At 33.6% G+C, this 26,530-nt stretch carries 17 protein-coding genes and 1 tRNA gene; 7 read left to right on the top strand and 11 right to left on the bottom strand.

Translation table 11 applies throughout. From position 1 onward, the window contains the following. The first annotated feature begins 266 nt into the window (after positions 1-266). Complete coding sequence (locus ABGB03_RS13160; protein ID WP_347923035.1) at positions 267-2,894, top strand: DUF5916 domain-containing protein; 2,628 nt, start codon at positions 267-269, stop codon at positions 2,892-2,894. A 10-nt stretch (positions 2,895-2,904) separates the two neighbouring features. Here ABGB03_RS13160 and ABGB03_RS13155 read toward each other — a convergent pair whose 3' ends face one another. The 9 genes from ABGB03_RS13155 to ABGB03_RS13115 all read right to left on the bottom strand — a co-directional run bounded on the left by ABGB03_RS13155 (position 2,905) and on the right by ABGB03_RS13115 (position 15,670). Continuing rightward, positions 2,905-3,150, bottom strand: coding sequence for an antibiotic biosynthesis monooxygenase (locus ABGB03_RS13155; RefSeq protein ID WP_347923034.1), 246 nt, complete (start codon positions 3,148-3,150; stop codon positions 2,905-2,907). A 162-nt stretch (positions 3,151-3,312) separates the two neighbouring features. Then, the gene (locus ABGB03_RS13150; RefSeq protein ID WP_347923033.1) at positions 3,313-4,038 is read right to left on the bottom strand and encodes an acetolactate decarboxylase; all 726 of its coding nucleotides are present in this window, start codon (positions 4,036-4,038) and stop codon (positions 3,313-3,315) included. Positions 4,039-4,100: 62 nt separating this feature from the next. Further along, positions 4,101-4,445 carry a ribose-5-phosphate isomerase gene (locus tag ABGB03_RS13145; RefSeq protein WP_347923032.1) on the bottom strand — a complete coding sequence of 115 codons (345 nt, stop codon included), beginning with the start codon at positions 4,443-4,445 and terminating at the stop codon, positions 4,101-4,103. Positions 4,446-4,454: 9 nt separating this feature from the next. Beyond that, positions 4,455-7,310, bottom strand: coding sequence for a DNA polymerase I (polA, locus tag ABGB03_RS13140; protein ID WP_347923031.1), 2,856 nt, complete (start codon positions 7,308-7,310; stop codon positions 4,455-4,457). Positions 7,311-7,570: 260 nt separating this feature from the next. After that, positions 7,571-7,858, bottom strand: a complete 288-nt coding sequence (locus ABGB03_RS13135) for a hypothetical protein (RefSeq protein ID WP_347923030.1) — start codon at positions 7,856-7,858, stop codon at positions 7,571-7,573. A gap of 243 nt (positions 7,859-8,101) precedes the next feature. Further along, positions 8,102-9,100, bottom strand: a complete 999-nt coding sequence (locus tag ABGB03_RS13130) for a N(4)-(beta-N-acetylglucosaminyl)-L-asparaginase (RefSeq protein WP_347923029.1) — start codon at positions 9,098-9,100, stop codon at positions 8,102-8,104. A 4-nt stretch (positions 9,101-9,104) separates the two neighbouring features. Next, positions 9,105-11,432, bottom strand: coding sequence for a GH92 family glycosyl hydrolase (locus ABGB03_RS13125; protein WP_347923028.1), 2,328 nt, complete (start codon positions 11,430-11,432; stop codon positions 9,105-9,107). Next, entirely contained in the window at positions 11,425-12,738 is a 1,314-nt protein-coding gene (locus ABGB03_RS13120; RefSeq protein ID WP_347923027.1) for a sugar MFS transporter, read from the bottom strand. Before ABGB03_RS13120 ends, ABGB03_RS13125 begins: the two co-directional genes overlap by 8 nt. A 4-nt stretch (positions 12,739-12,742) precedes the next feature. Further along, positions 12,743-15,670 carry a GH92 family glycosyl hydrolase gene (locus ABGB03_RS13115; RefSeq protein ID WP_347923026.1) on the bottom strand — a complete coding sequence of 976 codons (2,928 nt, stop codon included), beginning with the start codon at positions 15,668-15,670 and terminating at the stop codon, positions 12,743-12,745. Between the two features lie 231 nt (positions 15,671-15,901). Between ABGB03_RS13115 and ABGB03_RS13110 the strand changes: the two genes are divergently transcribed. Both ABGB03_RS13110 and ABGB03_RS13105 read left to right on the top strand, forming a co-directional pair. Further along, complete coding sequence (locus tag ABGB03_RS13110) at positions 15,902-17,128, top strand: metallophosphoesterase (RefSeq protein ID WP_347923025.1); 1,227 nt, start codon at positions 15,902-15,904, stop codon at positions 17,126-17,128. Between the two features lie 144 nt (positions 17,129-17,272). Next, a complete protein-coding gene (locus tag ABGB03_RS13105) occupies positions 17,273-17,569 on the top strand; it encodes a thioredoxin family protein (protein ID WP_347923024.1) in 297 nt (98 codons plus the stop codon). On the opposite strand, the gene ABGB03_RS13100 is transcribed toward ABGB03_RS13105, so the two are convergent. Both ABGB03_RS13100 and ABGB03_RS13095 read right to left on the bottom strand, forming a co-directional pair. Beyond that, complete coding sequence (locus ABGB03_RS13100) at positions 17,550-18,191, bottom strand: polysaccharide deacetylase family protein (RefSeq protein WP_347923023.1); 642 nt, start codon at positions 18,189-18,191, stop codon at positions 17,550-17,552. The genes ABGB03_RS13105 and ABGB03_RS13100 overlap by 20 nt on opposite strands. Next, positions 18,192-21,494, bottom strand: coding sequence for a DUF2723 domain-containing protein (locus tag ABGB03_RS13095; protein WP_347923022.1), 3,303 nt, complete (start codon positions 21,492-21,494; stop codon positions 18,192-18,194). 152 nt (positions 21,495-21,646) lie between these two features. On the opposite strand from ABGB03_RS13095, the gene ABGB03_RS13090 reads away from it, so the two are divergent. From ABGB03_RS13090 to infB, 4 genes are all read left to right on the top strand, one after another. Next, positions 21,647-21,719 (top strand) — tRNA-Gln (locus ABGB03_RS13090). Between the two features lie 182 nt (positions 21,720-21,901). Next, positions 21,902-22,363 (top strand): ribosome assembly cofactor RimP, encoded by a 462-nt coding sequence (rimP, locus tag ABGB03_RS13085; protein WP_347923021.1) that lies wholly within the window; start codon positions 21,902-21,904, stop codon positions 22,361-22,363. 12 nt (positions 22,364-22,375) lie between these two features. Next, a complete protein-coding gene (nusA, locus tag ABGB03_RS13080; RefSeq protein WP_347923020.1) occupies positions 22,376-23,608 on the top strand; it encodes a transcription termination factor NusA in 1,233 nt (410 codons plus the stop codon). 110 nt (positions 23,609-23,718) lie between these two features. Beyond that, positions 23,719-26,472: a translation initiation factor IF-2 gene (infB, locus tag ABGB03_RS13075; RefSeq protein WP_347923019.1), complete on the top strand. Its 2,754-nt coding sequence runs from the start codon at positions 23,719-23,721 to the stop codon at positions 26,470-26,472. The last annotated feature ends 58 nt before the right edge of the window (positions 26,473-26,530 follow it).

Below are 26,530 nucleotides of genomic sequence, written 5' to 3'. Positions count from 1 at the left end.
CATTCCTCTCTCAAAAAGAGTTTGCAAATTTACAATTATATATTTGATTAACAAACTCTATAACACGTTTATTTTTAATGAATATTTTAAGCCTTAAGTTTGATATGTTTTTGGTGTTTAAAAAGTTAAACTTTTCTGAAAGAACCCACTTATTTGAAGCAACTATTTTAGTTTTAAGTCTATTATAACATCTTTTTAACATGATTGATGTATCTTAAAAACTAATTATAGTTTATCATGTTTATTATAAATCAATCAAAAATCACATGAAGCTTCCAATTAAATTAATCCTATGTTTTTTATTGTGTTTCTATAGTCTTATTCAAGCACAAGAATCATCTCCTCAATTATCTAAGAGAATATATACAACAACTAATATTGGAGGTGTTTTACCTCCTGTAATAGATGGAAAATTAGATGATACAGCATGGGAAATGGTAGAATGGGCTGAAAATTTCACTGAGCTTTCGCCAGATGAAAACACACCTCCTAGCCAGAAAACAAAATTTAGAATTCTTTATGACGACAAATATTTATATGTAGGTATAAGAGCTTACGACACAGCAGTAGATAGTATTGCTAAACGACTTGGAAGACGCGATAGTTTTGCAGGAGATTGGGTAGAAATAAATATTGATAGTGATCGTGATTTAAGGACTTGCTTTTCATTTACATCTTCTGCAACTGGAGTTAAAGGCGATGAATTTGCAAGTTTAAATGGTGGTAATTGGGATGGTAGTTGGAGTCCAATATGGACAAATAAAAGCCAAATAGATGAAGAAGGTTGGAGTACAGAAATGAGAATACCATTAAGTCAATTACGATTTAGTAGCGATGATGAACAAGTTTGGGGGATTCAAATTCAGCGTTTCTTTTTTAGAAAACAAGAACGCTCTTTATGGCAACGAAAACCAGTTACAGCTCCTGGTTGGATTAGTGAATTTGGAGAACTACATGGTTTAAAAGGGTTGAGACCTCAAAAACAATTAGAAATTCAACCTTTTACAGTAACAAAGTTAGATACTTATCCAGAAGAAGTTGGGAATCCGTATCGAGATGGTAGCGACTTTAATGTTAATGCTGGGCTTGATGCAAAAATCGGTATTACTAACGACCTAACATTAGATTTAACCGTAAACCCAGATTTTGGGCAGGTAGAAGCAGATCCTGCTGCCATCACATTAGATGGTTTTGAAATTTTCTTTGAGGAACAACGTCCATTTTTTGTACAGAATAAAAACATTTTCGACTATAATTTTGGCAATAACCAAGATAATTTATTTTTCTCAAGACGCATAGGTCGAAATCCTCAAGGTTATCCAAATGCACCATCGGGGGCTTATGTAGACCAACCTGACAATACCACTATTTTAGGAGCAGCAAAATTTTCTGGAAAGACAAAAAATGGTTGGTCAATAGGAGTTTTGGAGAGTGTTACTTCAAATCAATATGCTGAAATAAATTTTAATGGGAATAAAAGCAAGGAACTTGTTGAACCTTTAACCAATTACTTTGTTGGTCGTTTGCAAAAAGATTTTAACGATAGAAATAGTTACGTTGGGGGTATTTTTACGGCAACAAATAGAAATTTAGAAGACCATTTAAGCTATTTACGAAAAGAAGCATATACAGGAGGCTTTGATTTTAAACACCAATGGCAAGGAAGAAAGTATTTTGTTGAAGGGAATATAGTTTCAAGTCATGTTAAAGGAAGCAAAGAAGCGATTATAGAAACACAAACGTCATTAACGCATTTATTTAATAGAGTTGACGCTAGTCATGTGAGTGTTGATCCAAATAAAACGTCATTAACAGGAACAGGAGGGCGTTTATCTGCTGGAAAAGTTGGAGGAGGACATTGGCAATATAATGGAGGTGTTATTTGGCGTTCACCAGAATTAGAGCTAAATGATATTGGTTTTTTAAGACAAGCCGATGAAATACGACAGTATTTTAATTTGAGCTATAGAACTTTAAAGCCAACAGAAACCTTTAGAAGGATTAATGCACGCTTTCAACAATATACTACGTATGATTTTGAAGGGAATTTTAATAGAATTCAATATTCTTTAGGAGGAAACCTTACGTTTAAGAATAATAATTCCATTAATATTAACGCTGTACATAAACCTCGAATTTATATCAACACAGCATTACGAGGTGGACCTCGTTGGAGATATTCGCAAGAAGATCATGTGTCAGTATTTTTTGGAACCGATGAAAGTAAAAAATTTAGGACCAGTTTTGGGTTTGCCTATTCAGGAGCAAAACAAAATAACTTTTCAATGTTTTCAACCGAGGTAGATTTTACCTATCAGCCAACCAATGCATTAACTGTTTCTTTTAACCCTAATTATAGTAACAGACCAAGTAAAACGCAATATGTCACGCAAACCGATTATAATGGTACCACACGTTATGTGCTTGGAACTATTGATAATAAAACGTTAAGTGCATCCATTAGATTAAATTATACCATAAATCCTAATTTAACAATTCAATATTACGGACAACCATTTATTTCTAGAGCGAGGTATTCTAATTTTAAATATGTTACCAATCCAACGGCTGATAATTTATATGACCGTTTTGATGCTTATGACAGCAACCAAATAATCTACAATAATGGCGTTTATGAAGTAGACGAAAATATTGATGCGACCACTGATTATTCGTTTGGTGACCCAGACTTCTCTTTTGTTCAATTTAGGTCAAACTTGGTAATGCGTTGGGAATACATTCCAGGGTCTGAACTTTATTTTGTGTGGTCTCAAGGCATCACAGGACTTGTAGACCCTAGTGATGGTTTGACTGATGGACTAGAACAAGGAATTTTAAACCAAAAACCACATAATACCTTTTTAATTAAAGCCACTTATAGATTTGTATTGTAGTAAGCTGGTCTTATTCTGCAAATACTTCGTAATGAGTAACTTTTTCAGGGAAATCAATTAGATAATTGTTGTCTTCTGGATAGTATTTTGCTTTTTCAAAATCATCTCCTACAAAACTTTTAATAACCTCGATATTTTTCCAAAAAGTCAATCCATCGGTTTTTTTATAATCAGGTATTGCTCTAATTTTCATGAACTCTGTGTATTCTTCTAGATGTTCAATTTTTGTTTTTCCTTTCCAGATTCTTGCTATCATGTAGTTAATGTTTAATTATTATTTGAAAGTTCTCGGTTATCTAATTTTAAAATGTCTTACAATTATTTCAACAGTTTACGTTCAAATTGTTTTAGAGTTATTTTTTCTTCCATTTGAAAAATGATTTTCAGAGCACAAAAAAAAAGAGATTTATAGCAGTTTTTATTTCTTCGGTAAATATAGTTTCATATTATCAATTTCCACCTCGTCCAAATGACCCATTTTACTTTCGTCTTTAGTGATAAAATGTAAATGAATGTTTGAATCGTGGTGTGTGAAAATTCCTTTATGTTCAGTTGAGAAAAATCCAATAATTGTAGCTTCTTCATCTTTAAGTTCGTAATTGGTTTGTCCTTGATGAGCTTCCTGCGGTGATGAAACTTTTGTTCCTTTAGGTAGATTTTGAATATGTATGATTGCTTTTACTACTTTTCCAGTCAATTTAAAAACAAAAGGTCTTTTAAATTCGTTCAATTTTTGGTCGATTAATTTTTCAAGGTCTTGTATGGTCTTAATGGTTGCATCTAATTCAATTTCATTCCATTCAGTTACGTTTGCGTAAACAAAAAAAGGCGCTGAAACATCAAACCTTTCTTCAACTATCATAGTCGAATCAGATGTGACTTTTGAGACGTAACTATTCCCGTCGTTAATAAGTAATTCACCAGTGAGATAACTTTCAGGCCCAAGTCCATAAAGTCCTTTCTTGTTAGAAATAGTATCAAGATTAATATTGCCACCTAATTCTCCTTTCCACATAACATTTTTCATTGCTCCTACAATTCTTATGTCTTTGTAGGTTCCATTAGAAGTATTTTCGTTTTTATTAGAATTGCAATTAAATATTCCTATTGTTAGAATTCCAATGATTACTTTTCTTATTTTCATTTCTAGGGTTATTTAAATTTTTAGTTATTTTTTCGTATCTGATTAGTCTCGTAGTCAAGCAATTAATTATACCAAACAGCATATTTTTTTCTTCGAAGCTCTAAGGCTAATAGTTCTTCCATTTTTAAAGCTTCAACTCTTGTTGCTAAAGGTGAGATATGATTATACAAACTTGGGCGTAAATATTCACCATATTTATGTACAATATTTGAGGATAATTTATATCCTTTTTTATTTATAGACCCTGTTTTGTGTTGTGTAAATCGTTCTTTAGGAGTTTTACTTGTCATACCTACATACAAGCATTCTAACACACCGTTAAATTGTGGGTTTGCGTTTCTAAACTTAGCATTTTCGGTATAGACACGCTTAGATAATTCAACTACATAAATATAATATTTAGCCATTCAAGAAGTTTAATGAGCTTCTAACCAATTATCACCAATATCCAAATCAACATCCAAAGGGACTTCTAATTTATAAGCGTTTTCCATTTGGGTTTTCACTAAAGTTTTAATGGATTCTAGTTCAGGTTTAAAAACATCAAACACTAATTCATCATGAACTTGAAGCAACATTTTAGTTTTAAAATTACCTTCTTGTAATTTTTCATAAATATGAATCATGGCTATTTTAATAATATCTGCAGCACTACCTTGTATTGGTGCGTTTACAGCATTACGTTCAGCAGCCCCTCTCACTACAGCATTTCTAGAATTTATATCTTTCAAATAACGACGACGTCCTAGAACCGTTTCCACATAACCGTTATCACGTGCAAAATCTACTTGCTTGCTTATAAAGGCTTTTAATTTTGGATAGGTTTCGTAATAAGTATCAATAAGTTCTTTAGCTTCCGTTCGGTTTAAATCGGTTTGATTGCTTAAACCAAAAGCAGAAACTCCATAAATAATTCCGAAATTAACTGTTTTGGCATTACTACGTTGTTCACGAGTCACTTCATTTAAAGGCACATTAAATACTTTTGAAGCAGTTGAAGCATGAATATCTTCACCATTCTTAAAAGCGTTAATCATGGTCTCTTCTTCACTTAAAGCCGCAATTACACGTAGTTCTATTTGCGAATAATCGGCCGCTAATAACGTGTAATTTTCATCTCTCGGAATAAATGCTTTACGTACTTGTCGACCACGCTCTGTTCTAATAGGAATGTTTTGTAAATTTGGATTGTTACTACTTAAACGTCCTGTTGCAGCAACGGTTTGCATGTAATCGGTGTGTACTCTCCCAGTTGAAGGCTCAACCTGAAGTGGTAAGGCATCAACATATGTACTCTTTAACTTTGCCAAACCACGATAGTCCAAAATATGTTGAATAATCTTATGGTCTTTTGCTAAATAACTTAAAATATCTTCGGAAGTTGCATATTGCCCGGTTTTGGTCTTTTTAGGTTTGTCAACTAATTTCAATTTTTCAAAAAGGATAATACCTAATTGTTTTGGAGACGCTATATTGAATTCCTCTCCTGCTGCCTCATAAATTTTAGTTTCTAAAGTTAAAATATCACTATTTAATTGCTCTGAAAGTGAGTTTAAAAACTCTTTATCTAAGTTAATTCCTTCCAATTCCATAGCTGCAAGTACTCGAAGTAACGGAATCTCAATCTCGTCAAAGAGCTTTTGTGTATTGGCTTCACCTAATTCTTTTTCAAAATGTTCTTTTAATTGCAATGTAATATCTGAATCTTCAACAGCGTATTCTGTTTGTTTTTCTAAAGGAATTTCTCGCATTGAGAGTTGATTTTTTCCTTTTTTACCTATAAGTGCTTCAATAGAAATAGGTGTATAATTCAGATACGTTTCGGCTAATACATCCATATTATGTCGCATATCTGGATTAATGAGGTAATGCGCCAACATGGTATCAAATAATTTTCCTTTGACGCTCACATTATATTTTGCAAGCACTTTAATGTCATACTTTAAATTCTGACCAATTTTTTCAATAGATTCATTTTCAAAAAACGGACGTAATTGCTCTATGAGTTCTTGAGCCTTATTTCTGTCTTCCGGAAATGGTAAATAAAAACCTTTACCAACTTCCCAAGAAAATGCTATGCCAACCAACTCAGCAGTTATTGGGTTTATTCCAGTAGTTTCAGTGTCAAAACATACTGACTTTTGCTGCATTAAATTTTTGATAAACAATTTTGTGGCTATTCCAGGAGCAACACTTTGGTAAAAATGTGATGTGGTTTCGGCCGTTTTTCTTGTGTATTCTGAAACGGTTTCTGTTGTATTTGAAACTTCGGTATTACCTCCAAAAAGCGAAAATTGTCCTGCACCTGCCGATGCTTTTTCTTTTGGAGTAGATTTAACATCTACCTTTTGCGATGGTGAAGTTGTTTCAGTTGAAGGGGTACTTACTTCAGTAGAGAAAGTCTTTAAGAAATTATCTGTTAAGCGTCTAAATTCTAAATCCTGAAAAATCTCGGTTACTTTTTTAATATCTGGATGGTCAAGTTCAAAATCTTTGGCATCAAAAGTCACAGGAACATCTAACATGATTTTTGCAAGTTCTTTTGATAGCATACCTAAATCTTTTGCAGCTTCTACTTTTTCTTTCATTTTTCCTTTTAACTCATGTGTGTTAGCTAAAAGATTTTCCATACTTCCATAGGTAGTAATGAATTTTTTTGCAGTCTTTTCACCAACTCCAGGAAGTCCAGGAATATTATCGCTAGAATCTCCCATCATGCCCAAAAAGTCAATAACTTGCAAGGGATCTTCTACTTCAAATTTTTTCTGCACTTCGGGAATGCCCCAAGTTTCATAACCCCCACCAAAAACAGGTTTGTACATAAAAATATTTTCAGAAACCAATTGAGCAAAATCCTTATCAGGAGTGACCATAAACGTTTTATAGCCTTCTTTCTCTGCTTGTTTAGACAAAGTACCAATAACGTCATCTGCTTCATAACCTTCCTTCACCATAATTGGAATATGCATAGCTTTTAAAATCTCTTGTATGTAAGGAATAGCAATTTTAATGGCCTCTGGAGTTTCGTCACGATTGGCTTTATAGGCTTCAAACATTTCGACTCTGTCAACACTTCCACCTTTATCAAAACAAACCGCTAAGTGGTCTGGACGTTCACGTTTAATAACATCTAAAAGTGAATTCATAAAACCCATAATAGCTGAGGTGTCAACACCTTTTGAATTGATTCTTGGGTTCTTTATAAAGGCATAATACCCACGAAAAATTAAGGCATAAGCATCGACTAGAAAAAGACGTTTTTGTTCTGACATTGAATTTGTTTTTGAAGATTATAAAACTACAAAAACTTATCCTTTCATGGATGTTATTTGGATTGCAATTTGTATTTTTCGCCATTAAATAATTTGAAATGAATAACTACTCAATAGCCATTCATGGAGGCGCTTGAACCTTCGTAAAAGGTCAATGATTCCTGAATTATGTAGATTAAAATAACCAAATTATAAATAAAAAGCCTCTGAATTTTCAGAGGCTTTTTTTGCTATTTGACTATTTAGTTAAAATGAAAAATTTAACTTATTACAGTAGCTTTACGCTTTAACTGTAAGCTCTTTATATATGCCTTAACGCTAATAATATCGTTACTCTTTTTAAAGTTAAGGTCTAAGTTTTGTCTTTTTGGATTAATTGTTATAGGATCAACTCTCTTAATAGCAAGCTCTTGAAAGATTTCAGATTTAACATCGATTTCAGCTATTACCTCAGTTTTAACTTCGGTTTTTTCAATCTTAATATCGCTTTGTGCAGAAGCGAAAAAAGGAACGATTAAAAATGCTATTACTATTAATACTCTGTTCATAACTTGGGGTTTGATTCTGAGACAAAGTAAAGACACACAATGAGTTAGTTTTCTAAATTTTTGTCGAAATGCAAAGAAAACTAGTTTAATTGTATCATTTTGAGCAAAACATCGATGAAGTGCGTTTTTTGCTATTGCCGTTAATCTTAGTAAATGCACATTTGGTCGTTAATAGATGTAATTTAACCATTCATCGAATTATAAACATATCACAATTGTAGGAATAACACTATAAATGAAAACTTACGCTTTATTATAATAATCTGATGGGATATTTTTATTTTCACCATCATGATATTTCATATATGTAAATCCTTTGTGAATGCAATAAGATCCTATTTCACCTAATTTATTCATTGCTAGATATGCAATTTGGAAATCTTTATAACGATTATCTTTAGAGACAATCCTACTAATAGCTTCTTCGCACGCTTCCTGTGGTGATTTTCCCTGACGCATTAATTCAACAATTAAAAAGCTACCGACAGTTTTTACAACTTCTTCACCCATTCCTGTGGCAACAGCACCACCAATTTCATTATCTATAAACAATCCAGACCCAATTATTGGTGAGTCACCAATTCTCCCTTTCATTTTATAAGCCAATCCAGAAGTGGTGCATGCACCAGCAATATTTCCATCTTTATCCATGGTAACCATACCAATAGTGTCGTGATTTTCAATATTAATAATTGGTTGGTATTTAGAAGTTTCTTTCCATTTTACCCATGCTTCTTTTGATGTTTCTGTTAAAAGTTCTTCTTTTTTAAATCCTTGTGTATAGGCAAATTCTTCAGCACCTTTTCCAGCTAGCATTACGTGAGGCGTATCTTCCATCACTTTTTTGGCTAAAGCTGCAACGTTAGTAATATTCTCAACACATAGCACAGAACCACAATCACCATTAGAATCCATAACGCATGCATCAAGCGTAACGTTGCCATCTCTATCTGGTGCGCCGCCTTTACCAACGGTTGTATTTTTTATATTTTCTTCTTCAACTGCAACACCTTCTATGGCTGCATCTAAAGCCGATAAATTTTTTGATAATGCCTCACCTGCTTTGGCATTAGCTTCTGCAAATCCCCATGTACAAATAGCAATAGGGAATTTTGATTTGTCAATTGATGTGACTTCGCTTGAAGATGATTTTTCTTGTTCATTACAAGCTATTGCCGAAGCTCCTACTGTAATGCCAACTCCTGTTAAGGATGCGTTTTTTATAAAGTTTCTACGTTTCATAATATTATTTTTTTGGTTGATTTGACATTTCGAATATGATTTCACCTCCATTCATAATATCCAAATGCGACAATAAGTTGTCTTTTAAGGCTTTTCCATTTATAGAAACGCTTTGCACATATACATTGTCTTTGCTTTGATTATTGGCTTTAATAGTTAAAGTCTTTCCATTGTCTAAATGGATTTTAGCTTCTTTCAATGAAGGACTTCCTAAAGCATAATCAGCAGAGCCAGGTGTTACAGGATAAAATCCTAAACTACTAAAAATGTACCAAGCACTCATTTGTCCTGCATCGTCATTACCACACAAACCTTCAACAGTTGGACCATACATAGTGTCCATAATCATGCGTACACGAGATTGGGTCTTTTCAGGATGACCTGTCCAATTGTATAAATAGGGAATATGATGTCCTGGTTCGTTGCCATGCACATAATTGCCAATTATTCCATCACGAGTAATATCTTCGTGTTTTTCAATATATTTTTCATCGATGTCCATTGTGAATAAAGAATCTAAATGTTGAGTGAAGCGTTCTTTGCCTCCCATCATATCAACCATTTTATCAATATTTTGTGGCACATATAAGCCATAATTCCATGCGTTACCTTCAATAAAGCCTTGTCCATGTGTGTCCATTGGGTCAAAGTTTTTTCTGAAATTTCCATCCGAAAGCTTTGGTCGCATATACCCAATTTTTGGGTCGTAAACATTGTTGTAATATTCTGAACGTTTCATGAATTTTTCTTCCGTTGAAGTATTTCCAACTTGTTTTGCCATTTGGGCAATACACCAATCGTTATAGGCATACTCTAAGGTTTTTGAAACAGATGAATGACTTAAATCGTCTGGAACATATTTGTAATCGATATATTCTCCTAATCCATCAAAATATCTAACATTTGCCGTATTTACTGATGCTTGTAAAGCGCGTTCATGGCTAAAATCACCTACGTTTTTTGCCATTGCATCAGCAATCACTGAGGTAGCATGATAGCCAATCATACACCAATTCTCATTAGCATAATGCGACCAAATAGGTAGCATGTTATGAACACTTTCATCGTGATGAGCTAACATGCTTTTTATCATGTCATTGTTGCGTTCAGGTTGTGTGATGTTAAACAAAGGATGTAGCGCGCGATACGTATCCCAAAGTGAAAAAATAGTGTAATTGGTAAACCCTTCTGATTGATGGATATTTTGATCTAGTCCACGATATTGTCCATCTACATCTTCGTATAAAATAGGAGATAGATTGGTATGGTACATGGCAGTGTAAAACGTTGTTCTATCGGCCTCTGTTAAAGTCTTTACTTCAATTTTAGAAAGTTCTTTATTCCATTTTTCTTTGGTTTCTTCTTTGGTTTTCGCAAAATCCCAATGTGGAATTTCAGCCTCCAAATTCTTCAATGCTCCAGCTGAACTTACTGGAGATAAGGCAAATTTGACATTGATTTTTTCACCTTCTTCTGTGTCAAAATTAAAGTAAGCACGAATATCCTTTCCTGCCATTTCTGGGAAATTTTCATCTTGCTTGAAGCGTCTGTAAAACCCATCGTATTTAATCTCATCGTATTTTTTGTGGCCATAGCTTTTAAAAGGTTTAGAAAACTGCATCGCAAAAAACACTTTTTTGGTTCTTGCCCAACCTTTAGTTTGTCTATATCCTGTAATAAGGGAATCATTTTCTACACGAATAAAGGTCCACACATTTTTATTGTCGTGATGATACACGTTGTAAACCAAATCTAAAATAATGTGTGCATCATCAGATTCCGGAAAGGTATATTGATGAAATCCTACGCGTTCGCTTGCCGTTAATTCGGCTTTTATATTATAACTATCCAAATTTACTTTGTAATAACCTGGAGAGGCCTCTTCATTATCATGTGAAAATACAGAGTAAAAGCCTTTGTTACCTTGCTCTGTTTCTAATGGATCAAGTACCAAATTCCCAATAGTTGGCATAACTAGGAAATCTCCTAAATCGGAATGGCCTGTACCACTAAAATTGGTGTGTGCAAATCCAATTATAGTCGAATCACGATATTGATAACCTGCACAATACTCATAGGTTTCAGTATTATAACTACCATTTTCATTATGCATGACTTCAAAGTTGGTTTGCGGACTTAATTGTACCATTCCAAAAGGCGCTGTTGCACCTGGAAAAACATGTCCCATTTTACTGGTGCCTATGAATGGATTAACAAATTGCGTATAATCGGTTTCAGATGAATTTGTTATTATTTTTTCAACAGAAGCGGTTTCATTTTTGCAATTGAAAACAATTCCAAGTAATAGGATGAATGCAATTTTTTTATGCATGTTGAACAGATTTTTTTGAATTTCTATAACCAAACCAGAGTATGTATGAGTAACAGATGATAATAAAGAACAAAGCTGTTTTAAATCCTATTTGATCTGTTAAATAACCATACAGAGGTGGAATTAATGCGCCACCAACAATAGCTGTGCATAACAATCCGGAGCCTTTAGGCTTTAATTCGCCAATACCATCAATAGATAAAGTAAAAATGGTTGGGAACATAATGGAATTAAATAATCCTACTGCCAAAATACTCCACATACTCACCAAACCAGTTGTGCTAATAGAAATAAGAATCAAAAGAATAGCAATGGTTGCGAATATACCAAGGACTTTACCTGGCTTCATTATTCGTGTGAGATATGAGCCTACAAAACGTCCAATCATTGCTCCGGACCAATAGAAGGTCACAAATACGCCAACAATGGCTTTATTGTCATTTTCAGTTATACCTGAATTAAGAATACCTTCAGCAATAGATTTCATCAATCCATTTTCCTTAATGACGTCTACCAAATTCATATCTAAAAAGTAGTTCACTAAATAACTACCAATGGCAACTTCGGCACCTACGTAAAAGAAAATACCAAGCACACCGAGCATTAAATTTTTATTTTTAAAAGCTTCAGCATAGGTTCCTGTTTCGGTTTCGCTTATCATTTTTGGGAGCTTTGCAAAAAGAAAAACGACTGCAATGAGTCCAATAAACAAAGCCAATCCTAAAAAGGGCGTTTGTACCGCAGAAGCTTCGGAAGCTAAATAGCTGTCTTTTGCTATTTCGGTTAAAGCCGCAATTTCATCTTCGGTTTTTATGGTGTCACTCAAAATAAATAAAGCACCAACTGCAGGAGCAATGGCCGTTCCTAGGGAGTTGAAAGCTTGTGATAAGTTTAAACGGCTTGAAGCACCATCTTCACTACCTAAAACCGCCACAAACGGATTGGCAGCCACTTGTAAAATGGTCATACCTCCAGCTAAAATAAAATAAGCTAACATGAAAATTCCAAATACACGATAGGAGGCTGCAGGATAAAATAATAAACAACCAGCTGCCATCGTTAATAAACCAAGAATTATCCCTTTTTTGTACCCAATTTTAGATAAAATATAACTTGCTGGAATAGACAGCAAGAAATAGGCTCCAAAAAAAGCAAATTGGACTAAACCTGCTTGAAAGTAGGTTAGTGTAAATAGCTCACGCAATCGCGGAATTAAAGAATCGACTAAAACCGTTATAAATCCCCAAAGGAAGAATAGTGTGGTTAGCAGAATGAATGAGGAACGATAAGATTTTGGTTGGTTCATGTTTTTAATTTATTGTTATTTCATCTACAAACAACCAGCTTCTTCCATCATGTTCATAGCCTAAATGCCATTCAGGAAGTTGTCCTAATTTTTTTGCGATGAGTTTTACATAACGATACTTGCTATTTGATAGTTTAAATTCAACTTTTTTTATATCAACTTCATCAGATGGTGTAATCTCTTCAAATTTAAAGTTCCCAATGGATTTGAAATTTTTTCCATCCTTTGAAACTAGACATTCAACTTCAGTTGGATAAAATATCCATGAGCGTTGGTCCTTTAAAAAATTGACTGAAATGATATTGATTGGTTTCTCACTTCCCAAATCAACAGTCGCAACTATGTCTTCGTCAAAATAGCCTTGCCAAGTTCCAGTTCTAAAATCCCTTGCGCCAACGATGCCATCAATTAGTGCATCATCGCCGCCAGCATTATACTGGTTAGCGTATTCGGTTTCTAATGTAATAGAAATGTTTGGGTCTATTTTGTAAAATTGAGTGCTTATGGTAGAACTTTTGACGCCTTCCTTTTCAGAATAAACACTTAATGATGTAGGTTCAGAAATAGTAAAAGGTACTTCATACTTTCTATAATCATCTTCTCCGAGTTTGTAAAAAATAGTTGCGTTTTTGTCTACATTTTCAAGAACAACTTCTGTTTCGCCTTTAAAAGCTACATCACCTTTTGCAATAAAAGGCGCTGGAATAATTAAGTGGTCTTTGATTTCGGTTTTAGGCTCTTGACCTTCTTTAGTTCCCCAACTTGAAGGCGTATTTGTCATTTGAAATTCTAAGGTTCCGCCTTCAACAACTTCATTATGATATATGAATGTTCTTTCTAAAGGTTTTCCATTTAGAGTGGCACTTTCAATGTATTTATTCGAATCACTAATATTATGAGCCACAATAGTAAATTGCTGGTCATTTTCTAAGTTAATAGTAGCTTTAGGAAATAATGGTGTACCTATAATGTATTGGTTCGATGCAGGTGTAACGGAATAAAATCCCATAGAACTCAAAATATACCAAGCGCTCATTTGTCCGCAATCTTCATTTCCCGAAATTCCGTCAGGAGCATTTTGATACAATTCGGTTAAAATTTGATGAACACGCTCTTGTGTTTTGTGAGGCTTATTCACAAAATTGTATAGATAGGCCATGTGATGACTTGGCTCGTTACCATGCGCATATTGCCCAATTAAACCTGTTATATCTGCTTGGTCACGTCCAGAAGTTTCAGCTTCAGCAGTAAATAATTCATCTAGATTTTCTTCTAATTTATCCTTTCCTCCAAGCAAATCCATAAATCCTGAAATATCTTGAGGCACATAAAAACTATATTGCCATGAATTGGCTTCGGTATAATTAAAATTCACTTCGTAAGGGTCGAAAGGTGCAAACCAAGTATTTCTGAAACGACCTCTCATAAACTGTGAGGCTGGGTCAAAAATGTTTTTGTAATACTGTGCCCTTTCAGAGAAAGTTTTATAATCATCATCTTTGCCTAAATCTTTTGCCATTTGAGCAATGGTCCAATCATCGTAAGCGTATTCAAGGGTTTTAGACACCGACTCACTTTCAAATTCTACAGGAATATAACCAAGTGATTTATAAGACTCCAGACCTAATTTATCTTGATTAGCCGAGTGCTTCATGGCTTCAAAAGCTTTATCAATATCATAACCTCGTAATCCTTTTAAATAAGCATCTGCAATGACTGGGACTGCATGATAGCCAATCATACAACCTGTATAACAAGCTGATAAATCCCAAATAGGCATGATGCCACCTTCGTCATATTTTGCTAAAAACGTATTGATAAAATCATTCGTTCTGTCTTGTTCAATAATCGTATATAATGGATGTGCAGCTCTGTAGGTGTCCCAAAGTGAAAAGACTGTGTAGTAATCAAAATCTTTAGTTTCATGAATTTCTAAATCCATACCTCTATATCTGCCATCCACGTCTTGGTATAGATTTGGAGCAATACTCACATGATACATCGATGTGTAAAAGTTGGTTTTATAATCATCATTATCACTTTCAACCACAATTTTTTCGAGTTGTTGTTCCCAAATGTTTTGAGCTTCGGTTTTTACTTGTTCAAATGATTTTCCATCGAGTTCATCCCTTCGGTTTTTACGAGCACCTTCTTCATCAACAGGTGAAATACCAACTTTGATTTCAAGGATGTTACTTACTGAGGGGTCAAACTCAAAAGCTACTTTTACTTTTTTTCCTTCATTAACATCGTTGAGAAAAGTCATGTTTTTAAAGGGTCTCGAAAACTCCATATTGAAAAATAGATATTGATCTGTAGCCCAAGCTTTGGAATGTCTGTGCCCTCCAATTTCTGTGTTCGAATACATGTTTACTTTAGAGTCTAGTACTTCATCACGATGTTCTAAATCTAGTATCACAATTTGTTTAGAACCTTCTGAGAATTGGTATTTCTGAATACCACTTCTTTTTGAAACAGTGAGTTCAACACCAATTTGTGTGGAGTCTAGATACACTTTGTAGAAGCCAGGTTCTGCCACTTCATTGTCATGACTAAAATGAGCACGATAGCCTTTTTCCCCATCAGCACCATCATTGAAAATAACTTCGTTTGTTGGCATTAAGAGAATATCACCATAATCGGAAACTCCTGTGCCACTTAAATGTGTATGTGAGAAACCGTAAATGTAGCTATCGGAATAATGATAGCCTGAGCAACCATCCCATCCATCTAAACGTGTATCTGGAGAGAGTTGCATCATGGCAAAAGGCAAGGTTGCTCCTGGATAGGTATGACCATGGCCTCCTGTTCCTATGAATGGATTGACATAAGAGATAAGGTTTTTGTCTTTTTTTGCAGAAGGAATATTTGTTTTTTCTTGACAACTAGATAATATCAGGATAAAGCAGAGGGAGGAAAAAAATTGTTTCATTAGTGTTTTTTGAAATAGAAGTTGAAAGATAATAAAACTTAGCTAATCTTAAATAAAAAAAAGCAAGGTCAAAAAAGAATATTGGGTGTCAGTTGATAGAAAAAAATAATACTTTTAACTGTCATGTTTTCAGTTTGCAACTCTTTATGATCTGATATTGTTAATGTTTGCTAAAAGGGTTATTAAAAATAAGTTTTGGAGTTATTTTTGTACTGATAAGGAAAAGATAAAATGATAAAGTGGTTAATTTTTGTTGCAATCTATACAATAGTAGATTTTTATGCTTTTCAGGCAATTAAAACCGTAACAAAAAATAAATGGATACATTATTTTCATGTTTTGGTATCTATTATTGTTGTTGGAAACTTTATCTATCAATTTACACAAACTAGCGATGGGAGGGTTTTATCTCTAGAAAAAAGTTATGCTTTTGGGTTTTTATTAACGCTTTTGGCTTTAAAAATAGTCGTAGTACCTATTATGTTTAGTGAAGATATTTTTCGAAGTGTTTTAGCTATATATAATAAAGTGTTTTCTACAAACAAGAATTTTTATTTACCATCACGCCGAAAATTTATTAGTCAGCTAGCCTTAGGTCTTGCTGCTATACCATTTACATCGCTTTTATATGGAATGTATAAAGGTAAATACAATTTTAAAGTATTAAAATACACTTTATATTTTGAAGACTTACCTGAAGCTTTCGATGGTTATAAGATTACCCAAATAAGTGACCTTCACAGTGGTAGTTTTGATAATAAAGAAAAGGTTTCTTACGCTGTAGATTTAATTAATGAGCAACAATCGGACACTATTTTGTTTACTGGAGATATGGTTAATAATAAAGCTATCGAAATGCTGCCTTGGAAAGACACTTTTAAAAAGCTAAAGGCCACAGATGGTATTTATTCAGTTTTAGGAAATCATGATTATGGTGATTATGTAGATTGGGATTCAGCCGAAAAAAAGCAGCAAAATTTAGAAGACTTAAGAAACATTCAAAAAGATATAGGGTTTGATTTAATGCTTAATGAAAGTCGATTCATTGAAAAAAACGGACAACGAATTGCGATTGTTGGGGTCGAGAACTGGGGGAAAGGATTTAAACAAAAAGGCGATTTAAAGAAAGCAAGTGAAGGAGTAGATAGTCATGATTTTAAAATATTAATGAGTCATGACCCTTCGCATTGGGAACATCAAGTTATAGATGACGATTATCATTATCATTTAACCTTAAGTGGTCATACGCATGGTATGCAATTTGGTATTGAAATCCCAGGATGGATTAAGTGGAGTCCAGTAAAATGGCGTTATAAATATTGGGCTGGAATTTATAAAGAAGCAGGTCAATATATTAATGTAAATAGAGGGTTTGGAGTTTTGGCATATCCTGGACGTGTTGGTATTTGGCCAGAAATAACAGTAATAGAGTTAAAAAGGGGTGTAAATAATGTGTAATTGTACGGAAATATTATATTTACTACGAAAATACTTATTTTTATAAATAAGTAAGAGTGAACTTAATAGAATGCTTGATTTAAAGCATAGTATAAAAAAAATACGTAGGTTTGTATAAGCACATTTGATTTAAAACTTTAAAGTATGTCAAAGTTTGGTGAATTAATAGATGTAAATATTCCAGTTTTGTTAGATTTTTTTACAGAATGGAATGAGCAATCTGTATCAATGCATGCAGTTTTACGTGACGTAGCTGCTGCTTTAGGAGATAAAGCCAAGGTTATTAAAATTGATGTTGAAAAAAATCAAGACCTTGCAGACGCTTTACGTATTAAGGGATTGCCAACCTTAATTATTTACAAAGATGGTGAGATGAAATGGCGTCAAAGTGGCGAGCAAGATGCCAATACTTTAATAGGTCTTATCCAGGAATACGTTTAAACGTAAATCCCTTTTCTGTAAAATATTCTAATATTTTTGGAAGTATATATTTCATGTTTTTAGAAGCTTTAACACTATCATGTAATACAATAATACTTCCTGATTTAGCATGATTTACAACGTTTTTTAAACATATTTCTTCAGTTAGAGAATTATCCCAATCTATCGAAAGCACATTCCACATAACAATTTTATACGCTTGCTCTTGAAGCTTATTTATTTGTTTTGGATGTATTTGTCCATAAGGAGGTCTAAATAGTTTTTCGCTTTTATAATTCTGTGTTTTAAAGGCTTTCTCGCAAAGAACAATTTCATCAAGATAATCCTTAGTTTTTGTTTTCCATCCTTTTACATGATTATAAGTGTGGTTTCCTATACCATGACCATCTTTAACTATTTGTTGAAATATATTAGAATGTTGTTCTACATTTTTTCCAATACAAAAAAATGTTGCTTTTGCGTTAAACTGTTTTAATGTCTCCAATACCCAATGAGTGATTTCTGGTGTTGGACCATCATCAAAGGTTAAATACATATCCTTTTTTGATGTGGATATGTTCCAAGTCAATGTTGGGAAAAGTGCCTTAACAACCTTGGGAGTTGTTATTGGAGTAAAGTTCATTTATTCATTACTATCAATAGGAACAATGGTTGTATCTGTTGGGATATCTGCGTCTTGTCTGTCAAACTCTTCAGTTTCACCAGTAAATAATCTAATAAAGTTATTATACTTTTGCATTTCAGCTTCTACAAATGCTTGTTCTTCGTATCGCATTAACACATCTATTAATCCCCTATATCTAGCTATATCAGTAGATATTTCATCAATATATTGCGTTTGTTTTTCTTGAGATAAAGCACTAAAATAAGTTAAGCTTTCTTGATATTTGATGGAGACATCTTTGTATAATTGTCGCCCTTTATCATTAGCTTCAACTTCATAATAAGCACTAATAAATGGTTCGAGCAATGTGTAAAAACCAAACTCATCCACAGGCATTTTTTCCATAGCTAAATCTGCAATCTCTTCAGCTTTTTCTAATTCATCTTCATTAATAAGTGCTTCAATTAAACGTGCTAAATTACCACGATAAGAAATTCCATTTTTTCTTGTCTCAACATCATGGTAAATATCTTCTCCACTATTTCCCCAGCCCCAGTTTTTTACTTGTTCATACATTAAATCTGGATCAACTCGTCCCATATCAAAAGGATTAGCTCTATCAACAGGGGTTTTTATAGGGACTAATTTATAGCATAGTCCATCTAGCTGTAAATAGTCTTTCATCCAAATATAATCGTCATCACCAAAAGCACCACCTGTAAAATATATTGGACGTTCCCAATTGTTGTTGGCGACAATATCCAACATTAATAAGCGATTTTTATATAAGGCATTTCCAGTGATTGTTAAATCAATATACGGCACAATCTCGTCAGCGTCTTTAGGTTTTACAATGCCATTTTTTAGTACAGATTCCTTATCAACAGGAACTCTTAAGTGTCTTGTTGGGAGATAATTGGCTTCTAGATCTTGTGAGCGCATGATACTAGTATCCCAACCATCCTGTTGGGCTACATATTTGAATTTAGCTTTTGCATTATCACTGGTCACAAAATTTAAAGCTTCTTTTATATTTAATGACACCGAATCAGGAAGTTTTTGCTCTATTCTTAATGCATCTCTTGTTCCATATTTGTATTGGTCATGTGTTAATTGTGATGGAATAGGATCACTCTCGTAAGCTTTACGCTTCATTTGGTCTATATACCAATCTGTTTGAAACAAACTTGTATTCACGACTCTTACGTCCGTTCGTACGCCTTCAATTTCTTGTAAATACCATAACGGAAACGAATCATTATCACCAATACTAAATAAAATAGCATTTGGGGCGCAGGATTCCAGATATTTACGAGCCATTGAGTTTGCCGTTTCTTTTCCAGAACGATCATGGTCGTCCCAATTGTTTGCTGCTAAAATACCTGGTACTAAAATCAAGCATATTAAAGTTACAGCTGGTGCTAAAAGCTTATGTTTTGTGAATTTTGAAAGTAGATCGTAAAAAGCATAAGCTCCAAAACCAATCCATATAGCAAATACATAAAAAGATCCAACAACTGAGTAATCTCTTTCTCGAGGTTCAAATGGTCGAACATTTGTATAAACCTGGATAGCTAGTCCCGTAAACAGGAAAAAAACCAACATAATCCAGAATAATTTTTTATCGGAATTAAACATAAAGAATAAACCAATTAATCCTAAAATTAATGGTAAGAAGTAATAGGTGTTTCTCCCTTTATTATTTAAGACGTCACTTGGCAGATTATCTTGAGACATACCAAGATGGATTTCATCAATAAAATTGATGCCACTAATCCAATTACCGTGCATATCATATTTTCCTTGGATGTCATCTTGTCTTCCAGTAAAATTCCACATAAAATAACGCCAATACATGTAGCCTAATTGATATTCAAGCATATAGGCAATATTATTTAATAAGGATGGCTTTTCTATATCAAGGAGTTGCTGACCATATTGACTTAAAAACTGTGAGTATTGTTCATAATCGATTTCTCCATTTTGCACTCTCGATCTAAAATCATTTACCAAAGCTCTTACTTCATTACTCATCTGGTATTCAGGCTTTATTTTAAAGTCCAAAAACCCTGTATACATCATATAGTTTTCGGCATGTTCGCCGCTCCACATTCTAGGTAATATAGATGCATGTTCGGAATTGAAATTATAAGTAGCATTTTTATAATTATTTACAATCACGTATTTCCCCTTTTCTAAGTCTTTTTCATATTTAGGCTTATCGTCGCGATAAGGATTATTTTCGTCTTGTCCTGAATATTGCTCAGTAAACTGGGGACCATAAAACAAGTATGTTTTTGGATATTGTTCTAAGTTATAATAAGCTAGTAATTCTCTTGCGCTAGAAGGATTATTTTCATTAATAACAACATTGGCGTTAGCTCTAATTGGTAACATTAACCATGATGAAAAACCTAATATTACAAACGTTAAACATAAAATAGCTGTATTTATATGTTTGTACTGTTTTCTACGTGTATAGTTTAATCCATAGTATATAGCAGCTACAATTAATAGTCCTGCGATAATTGAACCAGAATTAAATGGTAGGCCAATACTATTCACAAAAAATATTTCTAAGGCACTAAAAAAGCGCAAAATATTTGGTGCCAACAACTTAAATATAAACAACAAAATAGCGACTACAGTTACATTTGCTAGTATGAAGTTCTTTATAGTAATTGTTTTATAATTTTTAAAGAAGTAAATAAGTCCAATAGCAGGTATAGTCAGTAAGCCCATAAAATGAACTCCAAATGATAAACCAACAATAAATGATATTAAAACAAGCCATCTATTCCCTCTAGGCTTATGCATATCTTGTTCCCAACGAAGACCTAAATAAAACATTAATGCCATAATCATAGTTGCCATGGCATATACTTCGGTTTCTACAGCGTTAAACCAAAAAGAATCTGTAAACGTAAATGCAATACTACCAACCAATGAAGCTCCAAGTATAGCTTGCCCTTGACTTAAAGACATGGTGTTGTTTTTAACAACTACTTTTTGTAGAAGTATCGATATAGACCAAAACATAAATGCAATAGTAAATGCACTTGCTGCAGCGCTCATCATATTAAGCATTAATCCAATTTGAGATGGCTCTAATGCAAATATTGAGAAAAAAGCTCCAAGCATTTGAAAAAAGGGCGCTCCAGGTGGATGACCAACTTGTAATTTTGACGAAGTCAGTATATATTCTCCAGCATCCCAGTAACTTACTGTGGGCTCTACGGTTAAACTAAACGTTATAAATGCTATTAAAAAAGCGATCCAACCTAAAATGGAATTCCATTTTTTGAAGCTGTTTTGTGTCATAATGGTTGTTTGTTACTAATGGCGAATTTAATAATAAAAATATTACACTAGGCTATTTTTAAGTAAACGTTAAGGGTTTCATATTATTTTCTTCTAAAAATACTTGTGCAAATAAAACTTTGTTATAAATTTGCAACCTCAAAATAAGAGAATGGCCTATGGTGTAACTGGCAACACGTCTGGTTTTGGTCCAGAAGAGTCTAGGTTCGAGCCCTAGTAGGCCAACAAAAATCCAACATTATGTTGGATTTTTTTGTTTCTAACAATGATCAGAACAAAGAATTAGCTTTTTGAGTAAATCGAGCAAAAACCCTTGTAAAAATCAATAATAATGTTGTATATTTGCAGCGTTGTAAGAAAAAAGAATAAATGAGGGGACGAGAAGTCCCCTCTTTTTATACTAAAAAATGTTCAAAGACACTGTTCAAACATTATTAAATGCTGCACTCGATGAAAGACAAGATTTGTTTTTATTGAGTTATGATATTTCAGAAGCAAACGCCATTAAGATAATTATTGATGGTGACAATGGGGTGCTTGTTGAAGATTGTATGTTTATTAGCAGAGCCATCGAGCATAATTTAGATAGAGAGGAACACGATTTTTCTTTAGAAGTGGCTTCGGCTGGAGCGACAACACCGTTAGGACATAAAAGACAATATAAAAAGAATATTGGCAGAACTCTAGAAGTGAAAACTAATGGAGAAAAATATGAAGGGGTTTTAAGTGAAGCTAATGAAGAAAACATTGTGCTTACATGGAAAGCCAGAGAGCCAAAAGCAGTAGGAAAAGGAAAAGTTACTGTAGAAAAAACAGTAGCATTACCTTATGAAAATATAACAGAAGCAAAAGTTAAGATAAAATTTTAATCCAGAATAATTATGGAAAATATTGCGTTAATTGAGTCATTTTCAGAATTTAAGGACGATAAACTAATAGACCGTGTCACCTTAATGGCGATTTTAGAAGATGTTTTTAGAAATGCATTAAAGAAAAAATTTGGTGATGATGATAATTTCGATATTATTATTAATCCAGATAAAGGCGATTTAGAAATTTGGAGAAATAGAATTGTGGTTGCAGATGGTGAAGTAGAAGAGCCAAATCAAGAAATTTCTTTAAGTGAAGCACGTAAAATTGAACCAGATTTTGAAGTTGGTGAAGATGTATCTGAAGAGGTAAAACTTATAGATTTAGGTCGTAGAGCTATTTTAGCATTACGTCAAAATTTAATTTCTAAAATTCATGAACATGATAATACGAATATCTATAAGCAATTTAAAGATCTAATAGGAGAAATTTATACTGCAGAGGTACATCATATTCGTCATAGAGCCATCATTTTATTAGATGATGAGGGCAACGAAATAATTTTACCTAAAGACAGGCAAATCCCATCAGATTTCTTTAGAAAAGGAGAAAATGTTAGAGGTGTTATTGAAAGTGTTGAGTTAAAAGGAAATAAGCCAGCAATTATTATGTCTAGAACTGCACCTATATTTTTAGAGAAATTGTTTGAGCAAGAAATTCCTGAAGTATTTGACGGTTTAATTACGGTTAAGAATGTTGTGAGAATCCCTGGTGAAAAAGCTAAAGTAGCAGTAGATTCTTATGATGACAGAATAGACCCAGTAGGTGCTTGTGTTGGTATGAAAGGCTCAAGAATACATGGGATTGTTAGAGAGTTAGGGAACGAAAATATAGACGTTATTAACTATACTAATAATTTACAACTATTTATTACAAGAGCTTTAAGTCCAGCTAGAATTACTTCAATCAAAATTGATGAAGAAACTAAACGAGCTGAGGTGATTTTAAAGCCAGAAGAAGTAAGTAAAGCAATTGGTAGAGGAGGACATAACATTAGATTAGCAGGTCAATTAACAGGTTATGAAATCGATGTATTTAGAGAAGGAGTAGAAGAAGATGTTGAATTATCTGAATTCTCTGATGAAATCGACCCATGGATTATTGAAGAATTAGCAAAAGTAGGCTTAGATACTGCAAAAAGTGTTCTAGAACAAGATGTGGATGATTTAGTAAAACGTACCGATCTTGAAGAAGAAACAATTAATGAAGTTGTTAGAATCCTGAAAGAAGAATTTGAAGAATAAAAAATTATTATATATTAGGTGTTTAAAGTAACAAGTCGTTAGTTTTTCATCAAATTTTGTAAGCGCAAAAACATAAACAGTTTTAGACTGTTTGATATTAAAGGCAATTTATGGCTGAAACAATTAGATTAAATAAAGTATTAAGGGAGTTAAATATCTCTATAGATCGTGCTGTTGATTTCTTAGAAACCAAAGGTATCGAAATAGAGAAACGTCCTACTACTAAAATTACTACAGAAGTATATGATATTCTTTCAGGAGAATTTCAAACCGATGCTAGTAAAAGAGTAGCCTCCAAAGAAGTAAGTGAAGCAAAACTTAAAGAAAAGGAAGCTTTGAGATTAGAGCGTGAGCGTGAAATCGAAGAAAAATTTCAAAAAGAGGAAGCTGCTAAAAAAGAAGTTGTAAAAGCTAAAAAAGTCCTTGAAGGACCTAAGCAAGTAGGTAAAATTGATTTAGAAAAACCTAAAAAAGTTGTTGAGGCTCCTAAAAAAGAGAAAACTGTTGAAGTTGAACCAGAAAAACCTGTTGCTGAAGAGAAGGCAAAAACCCCTGCTTCGAAAAAGGAATCTCCTAAAAAAGTAGAGGAAAAGGTTGAAGAGGTAAAAGAAGTTAAGGAAGTAAAAGAAGCAAAAAAAGTTACTCCAAAAGCTGAAGAAATTGAAGCACCTAAAGAAGAAAAGGTTGCTACTAAATATCAAAAACTTACTGGACCAAAACTTTCAGGTGATAAAATTGATTTATCTCAATTTAATAAACCAAAGAAAAAGAAAGAAGATAAAAAACCAGATGCTAAGTCAGCCGCAGACGCTAAAAAGAAACGTCGTCGTATTAGTAAGGTAGGTAATGGAAATGCTCCAGGAGGTCAAAGATCAGGATCGCAAAATAGAGGAGGAAATAAAGCTGGTGCAAAAGGGAGAGGAGGACAACGTCGTCCACAAGCAGTAAAAGAAGAGCCAAGTGCTGAAGAAGTACAAAAGCAAGTAAGAGAAACCTTAGAAAAGCTTCAAGGAAAATCTAGCAAAGGTAAAGGCGCAAAATATAGAAGAGAAAAAAGAGACCAGCATAGAGAGCAATCTGAAATTGATCAAAAAATTGAAGCTGCAGAAAGTAAAATTCTTAAAGTAACAGAGTTTGTAACCTCTAATGAAGTTGCTACGATGATGAATGTTTCTGTTACTGAAATTATTTCTGCATGTATGTCACTTGGTATGATGGTAACTATGAATCAACGTTTAGATGCAGAAACCTTATCGGTTGTTGCAGATGAATTTGGCTATGATGTTGAGTTTGTTACTTCCGATATTGAAGAATCTATTGAAGAAGTTGTAGATAAAGAAGAAGATTTATTACCAAGAGCTCCAATTGTAACAGTAATGGGACATGTTGATCATGGTAAAACATCGCTTTTAGATTATATACGTGAAGAAAATGTAATAGCAGGAGAATCAGGAGGAATCACACAGCACATTGGTGCCTATGGTGTAGAGTTATCTGGCGGTCAAAAAATCGCATTTTTAGATACGCCTGGTCACGAGGCCTTTACAGCAATGCGTGCTCGTGGAGCTCAAGTTACAGATATTGCAATTATTGTTGCAGCAGCAGATGATGATATTATGCCGCAAACAAAAGAAGCTATTGCTCACGCTCAAGCAGCAGGAGTTCCTATAGTTTTTGCCATAAACAAAATTGATAAACCAGATGCAAATCCAGAAAAAATAAAAGAAGGATTAGCACAAATGAACCTTTTGGTTGAAGATTGGGGAGGGAAAATTCAGTCACATGATATTTCGGCTAAAGTAGGAACTGGTGTTAAAGAATTATTAGAAAAAGTATTGCTTGAAGCTGAATTATTAGAGCTAAAAGCAAATCCAAATAAACCTGCACAAGGAACTGTAGTAGAGGCCTTTTTAGATAAAGGTAGAGGTTATGTGTCTACAATTTTAGTACAAGCTGGAACACTTCGAGTTGGAGATTATGTACTAGCTGGAAAAAATAGTGGAAAAGTAAAAGCAATGCATGACGAACGTGGAAATGATGTTGAAGCAGCTGGACCATCAACTCCAGTATCAATACTAGGGCTAGATGGAGCGCCACAAGCAGGTGATAAGTTTAATGTATTTGAAGATGAGCGTGAAGCAAAACAGATTGCAGCTAAACGTACTCAGCTTCAAAGAGAACAATCGGTTAGAACACAGCGCCATATTACACTTGATGAAATTGGACGTCGTATAGCATTAGGAGACTTTAAAGAACTTAACATTATCCTTAAAGGTGATGTGGATGGATCAGTTGAAGCATTAACAGATTCTTTCCAAAAATTATCGACCGAAGAGATTCAAGTGAATATCATACATAAAGGTGTTGGAGCAATTACAGAAAGTGATGTGTTATTAGCAACAGCATCAGATGCTATTATTATTGGGTTTAATGTTAGACCAATGGGTAATGCACGTCAAATAGCTGACAAGGAAGAAATCGATATCAGAATGTATTCTATTATTTATGATGCTATTAATGATCTTAAAGATGCTATGGAAGGTATGCTATCACCAGTATTTAAAGAAGAAATTACTGGGAATGCAGAAATAAGAGAAATCTTTAAAGTTTCCAAAATAGGAAGCATTGCAGGATGTATGGTAACTAATGGTAAAATATTCAGAAACTCTGGTGTGCGTTTAATTAGAGAAGGTGTTGTTATTTACACAGGCGAGTTAGCATCGCTTAAGAGATTTAAAGATGACGTTAAAGAAGTTTCTAAAGGTTACGATTGTGGTATGCAAATTAAAAACTATAACGACATTAAAGAAGGTGATGTTATAGAAGCATTCCAAGAAGTAGAAGTTAAAAAGAAATTAAAATAATCATATGTTTTTTGAGTAATCCAGTAAGTGGATTACATCGATACAAATTGAGATGTTA

It is taken from the genome of Pontimicrobium sp. SW4 (assembly GCF_039954625.1).
In the GTDB taxonomy this organism is placed as follows: Bacteria; Bacteroidota; Bacteroidia; order Flavobacteriales; family Flavobacteriaceae; genus Pontimicrobium.
This window is presented reverse-complemented; position numbering and strand designations above follow the sequence as displayed.